Origin of the sequence: Citrobacter arsenatis (genome assembly GCF_004353845.1) — a bacterium.
In the GTDB taxonomy this organism is placed as follows: domain Bacteria; phylum Pseudomonadota; class Gammaproteobacteria; order Enterobacterales; family Enterobacteriaceae; genus Citrobacter; species Citrobacter arsenatis.
This window is the reverse complement of sequence record NZ_CP037864.1, coordinates 3,298,211-3,316,547: the sequence shown is the minus strand read 5'-3', so window position 1 is coordinate 3,316,547 and position 18,337 is coordinate 3,298,211. Positions and strand designations below refer to the sequence as shown.

General features: G+C 54.2%; 13 protein-coding genes. 3 read left to right on the top strand and 10 right to left on the bottom strand.

Annotation, left to right across the window (positions count from 1 at the left end; genetic code table 11):
• Positions 1–30 precede the first annotated feature (30 nt).
• Positions 31–255 carry a cold shock-like protein CspD gene (cspD, locus tag E1B03_RS17205; RefSeq protein ID WP_103770528.1) on the bottom strand — a complete coding sequence of 75 codons (225 nt, stop codon included), beginning with the start codon at positions 253–255 and terminating at the stop codon, positions 31–33.
• A gap of 323 nt (positions 256–578) precedes the next feature.
• On the opposite strand from cspD, the gene clpS reads away from it, so the two are divergent.
• Together clpS and clpA are read left to right on the top strand one after the other, a co-directional pair.
• Complete coding sequence (clpS, locus tag E1B03_RS17200) at positions 579–899, top strand: ATP-dependent Clp protease adapter ClpS (RefSeq protein ID WP_003036810.1); 321 nt, start codon at positions 579–581, stop codon at positions 897–899.
• A gap of 30 nt (positions 900–929) precedes the next feature.
• Positions 930–3,206 (top strand): ATP-dependent Clp protease ATP-binding subunit ClpA, encoded by a 2,277-nt coding sequence (gene clpA / locus E1B03_RS17195; protein ID WP_103770529.1) that lies wholly within the window; start codon positions 930–932, stop codon positions 3,204–3,206.
• Between the two features lie 268 nt (positions 3,207–3,474).
• On the opposite strand, the gene trhP is transcribed toward clpA, so the two are convergent.
• From trhP to E1B03_RS17155, 8 genes are all read right to left on the bottom strand, one after another.
• Positions 3,475–4,836, bottom strand: coding sequence for a prephenate-dependent tRNA uridine(34) hydroxylase TrhP (trhP, locus tag E1B03_RS17190; protein ID WP_103770530.1), 1,362 nt, complete (start codon positions 4,834–4,836; stop codon positions 3,475–3,477).
• Between the two features lie 159 nt (positions 4,837–4,995).
• Positions 4,996–5,328 (bottom strand): YegP family protein, encoded by a 333-nt coding sequence (locus E1B03_RS17185; RefSeq protein WP_103770531.1) that lies wholly within the window; start codon positions 5,326–5,328, stop codon positions 4,996–4,998.
• A gap of 134 nt (positions 5,329–5,462) precedes the next feature.
• Positions 5,463–6,185, bottom strand: a complete 723-nt coding sequence (baeR, locus tag E1B03_RS17180) for an envelope stress response regulator BaeR (protein WP_103770532.1) — start codon at positions 6,183–6,185, stop codon at positions 5,463–5,465.
• Entirely contained in the window at positions 6,182–7,585 is a 1,404-nt protein-coding gene (gene baeS / locus E1B03_RS17175; RefSeq protein ID WP_103770533.1) for an envelope stress sensor histidine kinase BaeS, read from the bottom strand. The genes baeR and baeS overlap by 4 nt, the downstream gene beginning before the upstream one ends.
• Entirely contained in the window at positions 7,585–8,997 is a 1,413-nt protein-coding gene (gene mdtD / locus E1B03_RS17170; protein WP_103770534.1) for an MFS transporter, read from the bottom strand. The genes baeS and mdtD overlap by 1 nt, the downstream gene beginning before the upstream one ends.
• Positions 8,994–12,074, bottom strand: a complete 3,081-nt coding sequence (gene mdtC, locus E1B03_RS17165; protein WP_133086631.1) for a multidrug efflux RND transporter permease subunit MdtC — start codon at positions 12,072–12,074, stop codon at positions 8,994–8,996. Before mdtC ends, mdtD begins: the two co-directional genes overlap by 4 nt.
• Entirely contained in the window at positions 12,075–15,197 is a 3,123-nt protein-coding gene (locus E1B03_RS17160) for an MdtB/MuxB family multidrug efflux RND transporter permease subunit (RefSeq protein WP_133086630.1), read from the bottom strand.
• Positions 15,197–16,444, bottom strand: coding sequence for an MdtA/MuxA family multidrug efflux RND transporter periplasmic adaptor subunit (locus tag E1B03_RS17155; RefSeq protein ID WP_133086629.1), 1,248 nt, complete (start codon positions 16,442–16,444; stop codon positions 15,197–15,199). Before E1B03_RS17155 ends, E1B03_RS17160 begins: the two co-directional genes overlap by 1 nt.
• A 279-nt stretch (positions 16,445–16,723) precedes the next feature.
• Between E1B03_RS17155 and ibsA the strand changes: the two genes are divergently transcribed.
• Positions 16,724–16,783 (top strand): type I toxin-antitoxin system Ibs family toxin, encoded by a 60-nt coding sequence (gene ibsA / locus E1B03_RS17150; protein ID WP_103770573.1) that lies wholly within the window; start codon positions 16,724–16,726, stop codon positions 16,781–16,783.
• A gap of 89 nt (positions 16,784–16,872) precedes the next feature.
• Here the strand turns inward: ibsA and yegD are convergent, their stop codons facing one another.
• Positions 16,873–18,225: a molecular chaperone gene (gene yegD, locus E1B03_RS17145; RefSeq protein ID WP_133086628.1), complete on the bottom strand. Its 1,353-nt coding sequence runs from the start codon at positions 18,223–18,225 to the stop codon at positions 16,873–16,875.
• Positions 18,226–18,337 lie beyond the last annotated feature (112 nt).

The window sequence follows — 18,337 nt, the reverse complement described above, 5'->3', positions numbered from 1 at the left end:
CTGCGGGATGTACACAATGAGACAGAAGAGTTATGCGACAGCTTCTGCTTCAATGACAGGCACGATGACACTGGCATGATTGCCTTTTGGCCCCTGGTGGACATCAAACTGGACAGCCTGTCCGGCTTTTAGCGTTCTGTAACCATCCATCTGAATGGTGGAGTAATGGGCGAAAATATCTTCGCCGCCGCCTTCGGGGCAAATGAAACCAAACCCTTTGGCGTTGTTGAACCACTTAACAGTACCCGTTTCCATACTTCGACATCCTTCGTAAATCTTATATAAGTAAGATGGAATGAACCGGTGGCGGAGTGGGGGCTGTTCAAAACCTCGCCAACTCTCGAAACTACAATTTAGAGAAATCAGGCGAGGCGTCAAGCGCCAGACCGACGGAATAGGGTAAAAATGCATCAAAATTTGAAGCAGTTAACGCTATTGTCGGTTATGTGACAGATGTCGCGGATGGCACTAATAGATGATAGTTATCTAATACTTGAGGTAGATTGATTGTGCGCATAGGCTGCTTGTCAGCGGCAAGATTTTCTGCCGGAAACCGTAACTGAAGATGACGACTGACAATGGGTAAGACGAACGACTGGCTGGATTTCGATCTGCTGGCGGAAGATAAATTGCGCGACGCGCTAAAACCGCCATCTATGTATAAAGTGATATTAGTCAATGATGATTACACTCCGATGGAGTTTGTTATTGACGTGTTACAAAAATTCTTTTCTTATGATGTAGAACGTGCAACGCAACTGATGCTTGCAGTTCACTATCAAGGTAAAGCTATCTGTGGCGTATTCACTGCCGAAGTAGCGGAAACCAAAGTGGCGATGGTGAACAAGTATGCGAGGGAGAACGAGCATCCGTTGCTGTGTACGCTGGAAAAAGCCTGAATGCAGGCATAAATATTGGGGGAGGTGCCTATGCTCAATCAAGAACTGGAACTCAGTTTAAACATGGCTTTCGCCAGAGCGCGCGAGCACCGACATGAGTTTATGACCGTCGAGCACTTGTTACTGGCGTTGCTCAGTAACCCATCGGCCCGTGAAGCGCTGGAAGCGTGTTCTGTGGATCTGGTGGCGCTGCGTCAGGAACTCGAAGCCTTCATAGAACAAACCACACCCGTATTGCCTGCCAGTGAAGAAGAACGCGACACGCAGCCAACGTTGAGTTTTCAGCGTGTGTTGCAACGCGCGGTCTTCCATGTTCAGTCCTCCGGGCGCAATGAAGTAACCGGCGCTAATGTGCTGGTCGCTATCTTCAGCGAGCAGGAATCTCAGGCGGCTTATCTGCTGCGTAAGCATGAAGTAAGTCGCCTTGATGTGGTGAATTTCATTTCTCATGGCACGCGCAAAGACGAACCAAGTCAGTCTTCTGACTCTGGTAATCAGCCGAATAACGAAGAGCAAGCTGGCGGGGAGGACCGTATGGAGAACTTCACGACTAACCTTAACCAGCTTGCCCGTGTGGGCGGAATTGATCCGCTCATTGGCCGGGATAAAGAGCTGGAGCGCGCCATTCAGGTCCTGTGCCGTCGCAGAAAAAACAACCCGCTGCTGGTGGGAGAGTCTGGCGTCGGTAAAACCGCCATTGCTGAGGGGCTCGCCTGGCGTATCGTCCAGGGCGACGTGCCTGAAGTCATGGCTGATTGTACCCTTTACTCTCTGGATATCGGTTCGCTGCTGGCGGGCACCAAATACCGCGGCGATTTTGAAAAACGCTTTAAGGCGCTGCTGAAACAGTTGGAACAGGATACCAATAGCATTCTGTTTATCGATGAGATCCATACCATTATTGGTGCAGGTGCGGCATCAGGCGGCCAGGTGGATGCGGCTAACCTGATCAAGCCGTTGCTCTCCAGCGGTAAGATCCGTGTGATAGGTTCCACAACCTATCAGGAATTCAGCAATATCTTTGAAAAGGACCGTGCGTTAGCGCGCCGTTTCCAGAAAATTGATGTCACTGAGCCATCGGTAGAAGAGACCGTACAGATAATTAACGGTCTGAAGCCGAAATACGAAGCGCACCATGACGTCCGCTATACCGCCAAAGCGGTGCGTGCAGCGGTCGAACTGGCGGTGAAATACATTAACGATCGTCACCTGCCGGATAAAGCGATTGACGTGATCGATGAAGCGGGCGCGCGGGCGCGTCTGATGCCGGTCAGCAAGCGCAAGAAAACCGTCAACGTGGCGGATATCGAGTCCGTCGTGGCCCGCATTGCGCGGATCCCGGAGAAGAGCGTTTCGCAAAGCGATCGCGATACGCTGAAAAACCTGGGCAACCGTCTGAAAATGCTGGTCTTCGGACAGGATAAAGCCATTGAGGCGCTGACTGAAGCGATCAAAATGAGTCGTGCCGGTCTGGGACACGAGCATAAACCGGTCGGTTCGTTCCTGTTTGCCGGGCCAACTGGCGTCGGTAAGACTGAAGTCACGGTGCAGCTCTCCAAAGCCCTCGGCATTGAACTGCTGCGTTTTGATATGTCCGAGTATATGGAACGCCACACCGTCAGCCGCCTGATTGGTGCGCCTCCGGGATATGTTGGTTTCGACCAGGGCGGTTTGCTGACCGATGCAGTCATTAAGCATCCGCATGCGGTACTTCTGCTGGATGAAATCGAAAAAGCGCACCCGGACGTCTTTAACCTGCTGCTGCAGGTAATGGATAACGGGACATTGACCGACAATAACGGACGTAAGGCGGATTTCCGCAACGTGGTGCTGGTCATGACCACTAACGCCGGCGTGCGTGAAACCGAGCGTAAATCGATTGGGCTTATTCATCAGGACAACAGTACTGATGCGATGGGCGAAATCAAAAAAGTGTTTACGCCGGAGTTCCGTAACCGTCTCGACAACATTATCTGGTTCGATCATCTCTCTACTGAGGTGATTCATCAGGTTGTTGATAAGTTTATCGTCGAGCTTCAGGTTCAGCTGGATCAGAAAGGTGTCTCTCTGGAAGTGAGCCAGGAAGCCCGTGACTGGCTGGCAGAAAAAGGCTACGACCGTGCAATGGGCGCACGTCCAATGACGCGAGTGGTCCAGGATAACCTGAAAAAACCATTGGCTAACGAACTGCTGTTCGGTTCGCTGGTGGATGGCGGTCAGGTGACCGTTGCGCTGGATAAAGAGAAAAATGAGCTGACCTATGGTTTCCAGAGTGCGCAAAAGCACAAACCAGAAGCCGCACATTAATTTCTACTCACCTATTAAGCCGGGCGTAATGCCCGGTTTTTTTTCGCCTGAAAGTAGAGATTTGGATTGGGGCGCTCGGAGAGTTTAAACGGCAGGCAAAAAATAAGCCTGCGTAAGGGAGATTACGCAGGCTAAGGAGGTGGTTCCTGGTACAGCTAGCATTTATGGGTTATGTTTTTCAGCGGAAGCGATAATACCCTTAATGAACGAAACGGTATGTGATCGATTTCTAAGAATCTTCCGAACGCTGAAAAATAACCGTAATTAACTACTTAGCATGCGGGTTGCGCGTGGACTCACCGGTAAAATTACGCATCAACAATGCATAATTCAGATCGATATCCTCCGGTACAGGCATCCACACGGTGTAACCATCGCCTGGCGCAACTGGCATCGCTTCGCCTTTGGCGTTTTCCATCTGCTCAAGGGTAAAGTTGATGTTGCCCTGCGGGGTCATCAGCTCCAGGCTGTCGCCAACGGTGAATTTGTTTTTGACCAGTACGGCTGCCAGCTCGCCTTTACGCTCGCCAGTGAATTCGCCGACAAACTGCTGGCGCTCAGAAACAGAGAATCCGTATTCATAGTTCTGATAGTCGTCATGCGTATGGCGGCGCAGGAACCCTTCGGTGTAACCGCGATGCGCCAGGCCTTCCAGCGTTTCCAGCAGTTGCGGGTCGAACGGTTTACCGGCAGCGGCATCATCAATGGCTTTGCGATAAACCTGCGCGGTACGTGCGCAGTAATAGTATGACTTGGTACGTCCTTCGATCTTCAGCGAATGCACGCCCATCTGCGTCAGACGCTCAACGTGGGCTATAGCACGCAAATCCTTCGAGTTCATGATGTAAGTGCCGTGTTCATCTTCGAACGCGGTCATATACTCACCCGGACGCTGGGCTTCTTCAATCATAAAAACTTTGTCGGTCGGTGCGCCGATACCCAGCGTAGGCTCAACGTTTTGTACCGGGATAGGCTCGTACTTATGCACGATATTGCCCACCACGTCTTCTTTGCCTTCCTGCACGTTGTATTCCCAGCGACAGGCATTGGTACAGGTACCCTGGTTCGGGTCACGCTTGTTGATGTAGCCAGAGAGCAGGCAGCGACCGGAGTAGGCCATGCACAGCGCACCGTGAACGAAGATCTCAAGCTCCATATCTGGCACATGGGTGCGGATCTCTTCGATTTCTTCCAGCGACAGTTCGCGAGAGAGGATCACGCGGGTTAGCCCCATTTGCTTCCAGAATTTCACCGTCGCCCAGTTTACGGCGTTAGCCTGGACCGAAAGGTGAATGTCCATATCAGGGAAGTTTTCGCGCACCAGCATAATCAGACCAGGATCGGACATGATCAGTGCATCCGGTCCCATTTCCACCACCGGTTTCAGATCACGAATGAATGTTTTCAGCTTGGCGTTGTGCGGGGCAATGTTAACCACCACATAGAATTTTTTACCCAGTTCGTGGGCTTCATTAATGCCGAGCTGCAGGTTTTCGTGGTTGAATTCGTTGTTGCGCACGCGCAGTGAATAACGCGGTTGGCCCGCATACACAGCATCTGCGCCATAGGCGAAAGCGTAACGCATGTTTTTCAGCGTTCCCGCCGGGGAAAGGAGTTCCGGTTTAAACATAATTTTCTCGTTCTGATGACAGGTCAGACTCGCCTCACTCAATGAGGCGGTTAGGGGAGTGCCCCCATATTAAGGGCGGGCATTGTAGCGCTGCGGGGAAGGCAGGTAAAGAAAAACGCCGGGCGACATCGTTGCGTTACCCGGCTAAGCGAGTAATTATCAGGTCTTATCTTTTATCGTCTGACTGACCCCATTGGTCTTAACTGAAGCAATACCGGTCTCGCGTGACTGTTCATTCGCATACAGTTGGCTGCTACCAATAATCTGGTGATTTGCAGCTTTCAGGTTGAAATGTAATTTGCCATTGGTGGCTGTTTTTTTCTCATAACGTTCGTCCAGAGGGCTGTTAGCCTGTACAGATGCGATCCCTTTTTCTGCAGCGCCTTTTGTAGTGTAAAGCTCACTGGTAAGGATTATTTCCCCATTTCCAGCTTTAAGAACAAAGCGGTACTGATCATCGCTACTCTTACTTAATTCAAACCAACCAGCCATATGAACTCCTTGATTAAAAGTTTTATATCAAACAGTTATTGACGACAATGTTGTCAGAAAGAGTATGAGCGATATTTGGAGAGTTGCTAGTCGCAGGGCCCACGAAGCCGCGGACCCCTGAAGGGCAGGAGTGTTTAAGCAATTCGACAGGCGTCGGCTTCCCAGCGATAGCCTACGCCATAGACCGCGCGGATAAACGACTGCTCCGCATCCAGCGACTCCAGCTTGCGTCGCAGGTTCTTAATATGGCTGTCGATGGTACGGTCGGTAACGACGCGGTAATCGTCATACAGATGGTTGAGCAACTGCTCACGGGAGAACACTTTTCCCGGTTCATGCGACAACGTCTTGAGTAAGCGAAATTCAGCCGGCGTTAAGTCGAGCATTTTCCCACGCCAGGACGCCTGAAAGCGACCTTCATCGACAATCAGCGGGCTGTTGGCATCCATTTGTTGTAATTCGCGCTGTGGCTTGCAGCGGCGCAGAATTGTTTTCACGCGAGCCACGACTTCGCGCGGGCTGTAGGGTTTGCAAATATAATCATCCGCACCGATCTCCAGCCCCAGCAGGCGATCAATCTCTTCTATCTTGGCGGTTACCATCATGATAGGAATTTCAGAGAATCGACGGATTTCACGACACAGCGTCAGACCATCGGTGCCAGGCAGCATCAGATCCAACAGGATCAGATCGGGCGGCGTTTGACGCACGTAAGGCAGCACCAAATCGCCATGGCTGATGAGCGTAGGCGCGTAACTTGCTGCACGTAGATAATCGATAAGCAGTTGCCCCAGCTTGGGCTCGTCTTCCACGATCAGAATACGCGGCGTGTTTTCATCAATGGGTAACTCAGTCATACATCTCTCTGTAAATCGCGTTCCAGCGGTAGCTCTACTGTAATGCTAACCCCGCCAAAAGGCGAATGGGCGGCGCGGATCAGACCATTATGCGCTTGTACGATATTGACGCAAATAGCCAGCCCCAAACCGGAACCTCCGCTGGCGCGGTTACGCGAACCTTCGGTGCGATAAAATCGCTCAAACAGCTTCTGTAGCTGGTCGTCACTTACGCCGGGAGCGGAATCCGCAAAGGTTATTAAAACCATGCGCTCGCGTTGTTCGGCGCTGATGTGCAGCCCGCCGCCGCTGTCGGTGTAGCGCAGGCTGTTTTCCAGCAGATTGTTGAACAACTGCATCAGACGATCCCTATCGCCAAATACCGTCATGCTGTCGGGGAGCGAAAGCTGTATCGTCAGTCCACGGCTGGCAAAGCGTTCGCGGAATGCGCCGCTTGCCACCTCAAGAAGGGGAATCAAATCCAGCGAGGTTTTCTGGTAAGCCAACGCGCCTTCGTCAGACATAGAGAGCTGATGAAGATCGTTCACCAGCTTGGTGAGCGTACCGACTTCAGCCTGCAACGAGGCAACGGAGTCAGGGGTAAACTGGCGTACGCCATCCTGAATGGCCTCCAGTTCACCGCGCAACACCGCCAGCGGCGTGCGCAGTTCGTGAGAAATATCGGCCATGAAATCTCGACGCATTTGCTGGTTTTTTTCCAGCGTACTGGCAAGTTGGTTGAAGTCCTGCGCCAGCTTGCCCAGCTCGTCCGTACTGGTTGGCGCAACACGAGTGGTGAAATCGCCTGCCGCCAGTTTGTGCGTACCTTCCACCAACCGCTTGACCGGGGCCAGCAGGCTGCGCGCCAGCGTAAACGTCGCCAGCGCCGCCAGGATCGTGGAGAGCGCGACGATAAGCCAACTGGAGCGTCTTTGCTGCATGTCGAAATTGATATCCGTATTCCGCGTTAAGCGTTCCACGGGAGAGGCAATCACGGCACCCACTTCGCTACCGTTGACGCGGATAGGATGGCGCATACCGTCGTGCGGGACCGGACCACGCGGGCCAACCAGCACGCGGGCATTTTGATCGACAACCCAAAACTGCGTACGCCAGCCGTGCGGCGGCATGCCTGGACCTGGTTTATCATCGTCGTTATCGTGTTCAAAAGAACGTAGGATCTGAAACACAAAACGATCGTTATTGCGCAGGAACCGCCAGTTGCCGTGTTGCTCATACTGCTCGCTTAATGCATCGCTGAGCATTTGCAGCCGCTGTTCGTTGCCGTGCTTGATATAGTCAATAAAACCTCGTTCGAAGCTGATGCGTACGGCCCAGTGCATGCTGATCAGCAATACAATGCAGGTGGCGAAAATCGCCAGAAACAGTTTGCCGGTGATACCAGGCCGCCAGAACTTCATCAGGTGCTCCTTTTACGCCGTGAAATCACCGCGTTGGTTTGCGTGTCGTTCGGCACGCGGGCAAAAATAATGGCGGGCAGCGCAATAATGAATGCGATGCACAGCCAGGTATACATAAAGACGGTATGTGTGCTACCGCTGTCGATGGCGATATGCTGTTGGCCGAACATGCCTAACAACAGGCCCGCGATGGTTACCCCAATGCTCATCGACAGTTGCATGATCATCGACAGCAGGCTGTTACCGCTGCTGGCGAGGTCGTCAGGCAGATCTTTTAACGTCAGGGTGTTCATGGATGAAAAGCGCGTTGAGTTGACCATTCCCTGTAAGAACAGCACGAAAGGTAGGGCGTAATACCAGCCGAGCAGCGCGGTGGTCATCAGCAGCAAACTGACCAGCGACAGACCAAGCGTTGTGGCGACCAATACGCGACGATAGCCAAAGCGGTTAACGACCTGCACCACAATGCGCTTCATGCCCATACTGCCGAGCACCATTGGGATCATCATCAGCCCGGCATGAAAAGGTGAAAAACCGAGGCCAATCTGTAAAAACACCGGCGTCATAAACGGCAGCATACCGCTACCAATGCGCCCGGCAAAACTACCGAACAGACCGAGCGAAAAGGTGGGGGTGCGAAACAGATTCAGGCTAAACAGCGCACGTGGATTACGATGGGCGTGTTTCAGATACAGCGCAATGGCCAGCACCCCGCAGATAACCAACGCCGCCAGCGTGATACTGGAGAGGCCGGTTCCTTTACTGCCATCAAGCGCCAGCGTTAGCACCGCCATGCCGACCGCCAGCATCGCGAATCCCGAGAGATCGAAACGTCGGGTTTGCATGGTGTAGTTGGGCATCAGCATCAACGTTGCTATTGCACCGACAATACCCACCGGAATGTTAATTAAAAATATCCAGTGCCAGGAGGCGTACTCAACCAGAATTCCACCTAACGCCGGGCCCAGCAGCGGGCCAATCTGGCCGGGTAAAGTGACAAACGTCATCGCCGCCATATATTGCTCACGCGGGACGATTTTCATCACCGTTAGCCTGCCGACCGGCACCATCATCGCACCGCCAACGCCTTGTAAGACGCGCGCCATCACCAGTTCGTTGAGCGTGTTGGACCAGGCGCAAAACAACGAGCCAAGCGTAAACAGGATAATGGCGGTGAAGAAGATATTACGCACGCCAACTTTGTCCGCCAGCCATCCGCTGGCGGGCAGCATCACGGCTACGGTTAAAACATATGACACAATGACCATATGCATGTGTAACGGGCTTTCCCCGAGGCTTGCCGCCATCGAGGGAAGCGCGGTATTCACGATGGTGGTATCCAGCGACTGCATAAAAAAGCCGAATGCCACAATCCAAAGTTGCCAGCGGGTGCTGTCGGGAAGTTCTGTCATAACTCTGCTACCGGTTTGCTGTTTTTACGCGAAAAACGCAGACGCAGACGGTCGAAAAAGAGATAAACCACGGGGGTGGTATACAGCGTCAGCAGTTGGCTCACGACCAGCCCACCGACGATGGTTATCCCCAAAGGCTGGCGCAGTTCGGAGCCATCCCCTGCGGATAACACCAGTGGCAACGCGCCAAATAACGCCGCCAGAGTGGTCATCATTATTGGGCGAAAGCGCAACAGGCAGGCCTGAAAAATAGCTTCTTCCGGCTGTAGCTTGCCGTTTCTCTGCGCTTCCAGCGCAAAATCGACCATCATGATGGCGTTTTTCTTCACAATGCCAATTAATAGCATGATCCCTATCAGGGCGATTAGGCTGAACGGGGCATTGAACAGCTCCAGCGCCAGTAAAGCCCCAACGCCAGCGGACGGAAGCGTGGAGAGAATGGTCAGCGGATGCACATAGCTTTCGTACAGCATACCCAACACGATATAGACCGTGGCGATGGCGGCGATAATCAGGATCATCTGTGAGTTCATGGTGTCCTGAAATACCTGTGCCGTACCGGCAAAGCTGCCGCGCACCGTGGAGGGGACGCCGAGCTGGGTCATGGTTCTGTTGATAGCCTCTGTCGCTTCGGACAGTGAAGAACCTGTCGGCAGGTTAAACGACACGGTTGAGGCGGCGGACAAGCCCTGATGGTTTACCGACAGCGGCGCATTCGCCGGTTGCCATTTAGCAAAGTACGATAGCGGGATGGCCTTACCGTCGTTGTTGATGACGAACATTTTATCCAGCGCGCTGATGTCCTGGGTGTAACGTCGATCAACCTCCATCACCACTTTGTATTGGTTCATCGGTTGATAGATCGTTGAAATCTGCCGTTGTCCGAAAGCGTTATTCAACAGGCTGTTGGCGGCGGCAACGTCGATTCCCAGACGAGACATGGTGTCGCGATCGTAAATCAGACTCATTTCCGCGCCATTGTCCTGCTGATCGGAGTTGACGTCAGCGAGTTGGGGCAGGGCGGCAAGCGCCTTTCGGATCTTCGGTTCCCACTCGCGCAGCGCCGCGAGGGAGTCGGACAGCAGTGTGTATTGATAGCTGGCGTTGGCCTGACGACCACCGACGCGGATATCCTGCACCGCCATCAGAAACAGGTTTGCTCCGGGTTCTTTGGCAAGCGCGACGCGCAGGCGGTCGATCACCTGCTGAGCGGTTTCACGGCGCTCATCGCGTGGCTTGAGAGTAATAAACATCATCCCGCTGTTAACCCGTGAACCACCGGTAAAGCCGGTGACGTTATTCACCGCCGGGTCGTCGCGGATGATCTTCATAAAATCCTGCAGTTTGCCGCGCATCGCCTGGAAAGAAATGCTCTGGTCGGCCTGGATCCCCCCCATCAATACGCCCGTATCCTGCTCCGGGAAGAAGGTCTTGGGAATGGAAATATAAAGCCAGATATTCAACGCAATGGTGCCAAGTAATACCACGCCTACCAGTCGCGTATGGCGTAGCACCCATTTAAGCGAGGTGCCGTAACTCTGCTGCAGCGCCACCAGCACACGACCAAAACCTCGTTTACGTGACTGTTCACGCGGGGCGCTGGATTTGAGCATCCAGCCGCACATCATTGGTGTTAATGTCAGCGACACCAGCAGCGAGATACCGATAGCAACCGACAGCGTGACGGCAAATTCGCGCAGCAAGCGCCCAGGCAATCCGCCCATTAACAGCAGCGGCAGGAACACCGCCACCAGCGACAGGCTCATGGATAGCACTGTGAATCCCACTTCGCGCGTACCCTGTAATGCTGCCTGGAGTGGCTTCATTCCTGCTTCCAGGTGGCGGGAAATATTTTCCAGCACTACGATGGCGTCATCTACGACAAATCCCGTGGCGATGGTTAGCGCCATCAACGACAGGTTGTTCAGGCTGAATCCGCATAGATACATGGCGGCAAAGGTCCCGATAAGCGAGACCGGAACCGCTACTGCGGGTATCAGGGTCGCACGCCCGGAGCGCAGGAAAACAAAAACCACCAGGATAACCAGCGCCACGGAGATAATCAGCGTCTGTTCGACTTCCTCCAGTGACGCGCGAATGGTCGGTGAACGGTCCTGGGCGATTTGCAGATCGATGGCGGCCGGGACCAGCGTTTGTAGCTCCGGTAATTTGGCGCGAATACTGTCTACCGTCTGAATAATATTGGCTTCCGGCAGCTTGCGGATCATCAGCAGAATGGCCGGTTTGGCGTTGGTCATCCCCGCGTTACGAACGTCCTGCACCGAGTCCGTTACGGACGCAACGTCACCCAGTCGCACTGCCGCGCCGTTGTTGTAGTGGATGATGATGGGCTGATATTCGGCGGCGGTTTTCAGCTCATCATTGGTTTGTACCTGCCAGCGATGAGCATCATTTTCGATAGCGCCCTGCGGCCTACGCACGTTGGCGTTGTCAATCGCGCTACGCACGTCGTCCAGCGACACGCCCTGGTTAAACAGCGCTTGTGGATTAAGCCCTACGCGCACGGCAGGCAAAGAACTGCCTCCAACGTCCACGTCGCCCACGCCATCGATTTGCGCGATGGTTTGTGCTAATTGAGTTGATGCAAAGTCATACAGCTCCCCCTGCGAGTATGTATCCGACGTCAGCGTCAGGATCATGATTGGCGCATCGGAAGGGTTGGCTTTACGGTATGTGGGGCGGCTTGGCATCCCACTGGGGAGCAGGCTTTGCGCCGCGTTAATCGCGGCCTGAACGTCCCGCGCCGCGCCATTGATGTCACGGTCGAATTTGAACTCGAGAATAATGCGCGTGCTGCCAAGCGAACTGCTCGAGGTCATTTCGTTCACGCCCGCGATGCGCCCCAACGAGCGCTCCAGCGGGGTCGCGACCGAGGACGCCATCGTTTCAGGCGAGGCTCCCGGTAATGAGGCGCTGACCATGATCACCGGAAAATCCACCTGCGGCAGCGGGGCGACCGGCAGTAGACGAAATCCGAGTATGCCGCACAGGGTAATAGCCACCGAGATGAGAATGGTCGCTACCGGACGATGAATGAAAAGCGCGAAAAATTTCATTTACGCTTCCTCTTCCTGACGCGGGAAGCGGCTTTTCACATATAGCGACAGACGGTCAAACAGCAGATAAATCACCGGGGTGGTAAACAAGGTTAATACCTGGCTTACCAGCAGGCCGCCGACCATACCAATCCCTAATGGACGACGTAATTCGGCACCTACGCCGGTACTTAACATGAGCGGCAATGCGCCGAGCAGTGCCGCCAGCGTGGTCATCAGAATCGGGCGAAAACGCAGCAGACACGCCTGGAAAATGGCTTCGCGCGGTGCCATACCCTGTTCGCGCTCTGCGGCCAGGGCGAAGTCGATCATCATGATCGCGTTTTTCTTGACGATACCGATAAGCAAAATAATGCCGATAATCGCGATGACGTCCAGTTCGCTGCCGGCAATCATTAACGCCAGCAGTGCTCCAACGCCTGCCGTCGGCAACGTGGAGAGAATGGTGATCGGGTGAATAAAGCTTTCATACAGCACGCCGAGGACGATATACATCGCGACAACCGCTGCCACAATCAACCAGATGGTATTACCCAGCGCGGCCTGAAAGGCGAGCGTGCTGCCCTGGAACTGGGTGGTAATATTCGCGGGCAGGTTAAGCGTTTTTTCGGCATCCAGAATCGCCTGTACCGCATCGCCCAGCGAATGTTCGTCCGGCACGTTGAATGAGATGGTAGTGACCGGGAACTGATCGAGGTGGTTAATCGACAGCGGGGCAAAGCGCTGTTCAATACTGGCGATCGCACTGAGCGGCACCACGCCGCCGTCGCTACTGGTCAGACGGATAGTGTCCAGTGCAGCAAGCCCCGGCGTATTATTGGTGTCATGTTCTAACACCACGCGATACTGGTTTGCCTGGGTGTAGATGGTTGAAATCAGTCGCTGGCCGAAGGCGTTGTACAGGGCGTTATCGACATCCGCCATGCTGATGCCTAAACGACTGGCGCTGTCGCGATTGACGTTCACATACGCCACTAACCCTTTATCCTGCCAGTCGCTGCTGACATCAGACAGCTGCGGTAGCTGCTGTAGTTTTGCTAACAGCTGTGGAACCCAGGTGCTGAGGGCATCCAGGGAAGTCGCTTGCAGCGTAAACTGATATTGCGTCCGGCTGACCTGAGTATCAATCGTCAGATCCTGGGTGGGCTGAAGATAAAGGTCCACGCCGGGTACCCTGTCAACCGCGTCCTGTAGCCGCGCGATCACTTTCTGCACGCGATCGTCGCGCTCATCCAGCGGCTTAAGGTTGATTTGCAAACGTGCGCTGTTCAGTGCCGGATTCGTACCATCCACGCCGACGAAAGCGGTCAGACTCTCTACTGCAGGATCCTGAAGGATGACATCTGAAACCTGACGCTGGCGCTGGGCCATGCTGGCAAAAGAGCTGGACTGCGGTGCCTGCAACGTGCCCTGGATTATGCCGTTGTCCTGGATCGGGAAGAACCCTTTAGGGATAAAGACCCATAGCATAACGCTCAGTGCCAGCGTGCCGAGCGCCACGCTCAGCGTGAGCCACGGGTGGTTCAGCACTTTTGCCAGCCAGTGGCCGTACCCGGCAATGACGCGATCGAACATTCGCTCCGAGGCGCGGGAGAAGCGGTTTTGCTTACGCAACGAGGCCTGGTTAAGCATGCGCGCGCACATCATCGGCGTGAGGGTTAGCGATACGACGGCGGAGATCAGAATCGCCACGGCCAGCGTAACGGCAAATTCACGGAATAATCGGCCCACGATATCACCCATAAACAGCAGCGGGATCAGCACGGCGATCAGCGAAAATGTCAGAGAGATGATGGTAAACCCAATCTCACCCGCACCCTTCAGGGCAGCCGTCAGCGGTTTTTCTCCTTTTTCGATATAGCGTGAAATATTCTCGATAACCACGATAGCATCGTCCACCACAAAGCCTGTCGCGATGGTTAGCGCCATTAAGGTCAGGTTGTTGATCGAGAAATCAAGAAATACCATCACCGCGAAGGTACCAATTAACGACAAGGGTACGGCGACTGCAGGAATAATTGTCGCCGGAATATTGCGCAGAAACAGGTAGATAATCATTACCACCAGCGCAATCGCCAGCATCAGTTCAAACTGGGTGTCTGCAACGGATGCACGAATATTGGTCGTACGATCCGAAAGCACGCTGACCTTAACTGATTTGGGCAGGCTTTCGGTGAGCTGAGGTAGCATCTGGCGGATACTGTCTGCCGTGGAGATGATGTTCGCCCCAGGCTGGCGCTGAACATTCATCACAATGGCTTGTTGCTTATTGGCCCATGCGCCCAGCCAGCTGTTTTCTGCACCTTGTTCGACGGTGGCGACATCGCCGAGGCGGACCGGCGCACCGTTTTTATAGGCAACAACGAGCTGACGATATTCGTCCGCGGACTGCATCTGGTCGTTGGCTGAAAGGGTAACTGCGCGCGTGGGGCCATCAAGACTCCCTTTAGCCGAATTGACGTTGGCACCGGTGATGGCCGTACGGATGGTTTCGCTGGTCAGACCGAGTGCGGCAATAGCCTGTGCGTTAAGCTTCACTCGGACCGCTGGACGTTGACCACCTGATAGTGTTACCAGACCCACGCCGGAAACCTGGGAGATTTTCTGCGCAACACGGGTTTCGACCATATCTTCCACCTGCGTCATCGGCATCGCGCTGGAAGTGACCGCCAGCGTCATGATCGGTGGATCCGCTGGGTTTACCTTGCTGTACACCGGCGGGTTAGGCAGATCGTTTGGTAATAAATTGGTAGCGGCGTTAATCGCGGCCTGAACTTCCTGTTCGGCAACGTCCAGCGGGAGCGTCAGTTGAAACTGCAGTGTTACCACCGAAGCGCCGCCGGAACTTTGCGAGGACATCTGTTTTAAGCCAGACATTTGTCCGAACTGACGTTCAAGCGGCGCGGTTACTGCCGAGGTCATAACGTCCGGGCTGGCGCCGGGGTAGAGCGTAACGACCTGAATCGTGGGGTAATCGACTTCCGGTAAGGCGGCAATTGGCAGGAAGCGATAACCGATAATACCGGCAAGCAAAATCGCCACCATCAGCAGCGTGGTGGCGACAGGGCGTAGAATAAACAGGCGCGATGGTCCGCCTGCGCTGTTCGGAGGTAACACCTGCATCAGGAGTTGGCTCCTTTTTTGCCGTATCCGCGTGGCGCAGTTTTCTCGTCCTGAACAGAAGCGTCGTGCGCCTCTACGACGTCGACTTTAGCCCCTTCCGTCAGGCGGTCAATGCCGTCGGTCACGACCCGATCGCCTGCGGACAACCCGGCGGCGATCACCACTTTTTGGCTATCCTGAATACCCGGTTTAACCAGATGCTTGCTCACTTTGTTCTCGCTGTTCAGCACCCAGACAAAGTGGCCCTCATTGCCCATCTGCAGGGCAGCCGTGGGAATAACAACGGCATTTTGTTGTGTGTCGACCAGCAGGCGGGCGTTAACGAACTGGTTAGGGAATAAAGCATCATCCTGGTTGGTAAAACGAGCCTTAACTTTGATGGTTCCGGTGGTGGCATCAATCTGATTGTCGAGACTGAGCAGGACGCCCTCGCTCAGTTTTTGCGAATTGGTACGGTCCCAGGCTTCGACCTTTAAAGGACTCCCCGATTTTTGCGCCTGCATTACGGTAGCAATGTCGTTTTCCGGCAACGTGAATATCAGGTCGATAGGATGCGTTTGCGTAATGACGACGATACCAGTGGTATCGCCACTGGAAATTTGGTTACCGACATCGACCTGTTTCAGACCGACACGACCATCCACAGGCGCGGTTATCCGGCTCCAGTCGAGCTGCAATTGAGCGCTGGCGACGCTGGCTTCATCCGCTTTGATAGTCCCTAGCGTCTCATTTACCAATGCCTGTTGGGCATCCAGCTCCTGACGGGAGACCAGATTGGTTTTAACCAGTTGTTGATAGCGGGCAAGATCGCGACTGGCATTCGCCAGCGTGGCTTTATCTTTGGCCAGTTGTCCCTGTGCCTGAGCCAGAGCGACTTTGAACTGGCTGGGATCTATCTCTGCCAGCAGGTCGCCGGCTTTTACCTGTTGTCCTTCCTCGAAGTGTAAGGCGATGAGCTGACCATCAACCCGGCTACGCACTGTGGCGGTATTTGCAGCGATAATCGTACCCAGTCCGCTCAGGTAGCGCGGAACGGCTTGCTCGGTGGCGGTGGCAGCCTGAACGGGAGCCAACGGCCCGGAGCGCATTCCACGCCGTCCCGACCCTGGCGTGTGCTGCGCTGGTTTGGTCGCGCCCGGTACGGTTTCCTGGGAGGCGCTGCGGCTTTGCCAGAACCAAATGGCGGCGACGATGGCCACAACGATCGCGATTGCTATCACCCAGCGGGATTTATTACTGCCTTTCATTGTTATGAGTTTCTCATCCTGAAACGATTCGCGGAATGATACTAGTTTAGCCAGCGAACAAGGGAGAAAAATGGAGGAATTATGAAACACTGTCGGGATTCGTCTGAATGCTGACGCGGCTTTGCGAGGCGTTACGCAACATTAAGCGCTGAAAACACCGAATAAGAAATAGTGCGTTAGAGTGCTGACAAGGCAAAAAGGAGGTAAGCCAGAGATTTCAGCGGGACGCTGGAACGAGAAAGCCCCTCCCAAGGAAGGGGCCAAAATAAGGAAAGGGTTATGATGAAGCACGTCATCATACTGGTGATACTCTTAGTCATTAGCTTCGCGGCATACTAAGACACCAGGGGGAGGGGAAACCCTCCCTCCTGAAAATAAGCCACAGCAATGGTGATGTCAATACGCAGACTTTTCAGCATGCGAGCGGCTTAGCGGAAAACAACGTCAGCCCAACGGGCCAGTCCAGCGGTAACGGAACCGAAATCATCGCCACCCGCGATCGGGATCCCCGGCAACTGCTGGGCGAGGGCTTTTTTAATCAGCGGCGAACGTGCGCTGCCGCCGGTCAGGTAAATCACGTCCGGCTTTTCCTGTGCGTTTTCCAGCGCCAGTTGAACCTGCTCGAGAATACGCGCCAGGGGCTGATTAAGCGCGGCCTCCAATCCGTGTTGACTGATATCGGTTGCCAGCGTTTCGCTGATAAACGGTATCGCCGCCGTAACAATGGTCTGATCGGAAAGCGCGATTTTGCTCTCTTCTGCGCTGCGCACCAGGCGATAGCTCAGACGCTCGCGCCAGACTTTGAGCAGCAGAGCAACTTTATCGGCTTCTCTCGCGTCGCGGACAAGATCGTTGAGCAATCGACCGTTGGCGCTGCTGTAGAAATCACTTTGCGCGGGCACATCGTTGATAGCGACCGCGTTCCACCAGGGCAGAATAGGTAAGGCGATCCCTTTTTCCGTTTCTCCCCCCATACCAAGCAGCGGCATCAGGTGTTTAAACGCCAGCGCGATATCCAGATCGTTCCCGCCTACGCGGCAGCCACTGTGTCCCAGCAGGCTGTTTTCGCGATCGGCGCGCTGATGCCATTGCGGCCCCATCAGCAGCAGTGAACAGTCGGTCGTACCGCCGCCAATATCCACCACCAGTACACGTTTTTCTTCCTGCAGCGTGGCTTCGTAATCCAGACCAGCCGCTACCGGCTCATACTGGAAGACGACATCCTGAAAACCGGCACGGTTGGCCGCACGCTCAAGAATCCCTTGAGCCTGGGCGTTGGCGTCATCGCCACCTAATCCCTGAAAGTTGATAGGACGACCAATAACGGCCTGGGTGATGGCTTCCGGCAACTGGCTTTGTGCCTGGTTGCGAATATGCAGCATCATTGCGCAGACCAGATCTTCAAACAGCGCAACCTGCTGCGGTTTCAGACCGCTGGCACCCAAAAATGATTTTGGCGATTTAACGAAGTACACCTCTTCCGGGTCGTCAATATATTGACCCAGCGATGCCAGACCAAACTGCACGCTGTTGGCGTTAACGTCGATGTCTTCTTCGCGGTTATAGCGCATTGCACGGCGAAGCAGTGCTTGCGTTTCATCGTCCGTTGTTGGGACATCATGATGGCGATACAACCACTCGCTGACCGCTTCGCGCGTTGGCGCGCACAGCATTGAGGGCAGAAGCGTGCTGTTATTTTCCATTTTGAGCAGGTGGGGCTGCCCGTCACGCATAACGGCCACTGAACAGTTTGCCGTACCGTAGTCAAAACCAATAAACACCGTAAAAATCCCCATGCCAGTGAAGAAGGGGCGTGACTTTAACGAATAGTTGACGCCCCGACAACTGGAATATGAAAGCAAGGCGTACCGATTGAATAGCGTTTATGCTGTA

Excerpts from the sequence above, each read along its gene's own strand:
- cspD (WP_103770528.1), bottom strand. The coding sequence starts at position 255 with ATGGAAACGGGTACTGTTAAGTGGTTCAACAACGCCAAAGGGTTTGGT.
- clpS (WP_003036810.1), top strand. The coding sequence starts at position 579 with ATGGGTAAGACGAACGACTGGCTGGATTTCGATCTGCTGGCGGAAGAT.
- clpA (WP_103770529.1), top strand. The coding sequence starts at position 930 with ATGCTCAATCAAGAACTGGAACTCAGTTTAAACATGGCTTTCGCCAGA.
- trhP (WP_103770530.1), bottom strand. The coding sequence starts at position 4,836 with ATGTTTAAACCGGAACTCCTTTCCCCGGCGGGAACGCTGAAAAACATG.
- E1B03_RS17185 (WP_103770531.1), bottom strand. The coding sequence starts at position 5,328 with ATGGCTGGTTGGTTTGAATTAAGTAAGAGTAGCGATGATCAGTACCGC.
- baeR (WP_103770532.1), bottom strand. The coding sequence starts at position 6,185 with ATGACTGAGTTACCCATTGATGAAAACACGCCGCGTATTCTGATCGTG.
- baeS (WP_103770533.1), bottom strand. The coding sequence starts at position 7,585 with ATGAAGTTCTGGCGGCCTGGTATCACCGGCAAACTGTTTCTGGCGATT.
- mdtD (WP_103770534.1), bottom strand. The coding sequence starts at position 8,997 with ATGACAGAACTTCCCGACAGCACCCGCTGGCAACTTTGGATTGTGGCA.
- mdtC (WP_133086631.1), bottom strand. The coding sequence starts at position 12,074 with ATGAAATTTTTCGCGCTTTTCATTCATCGTCCGGTAGCGACCATTCTC.
- E1B03_RS17160 (WP_133086630.1), bottom strand. The coding sequence starts at position 15,197 with ATGCAGGTGTTACCTCCGAACAGCGCAGGCGGACCATCGCGCCTGTTT.
- E1B03_RS17155 (WP_133086629.1), bottom strand. The coding sequence starts at position 16,444 with ATGAAAGGCAGTAATAAATCCCGCTGGGTGATAGCAATCGCGATCGTT.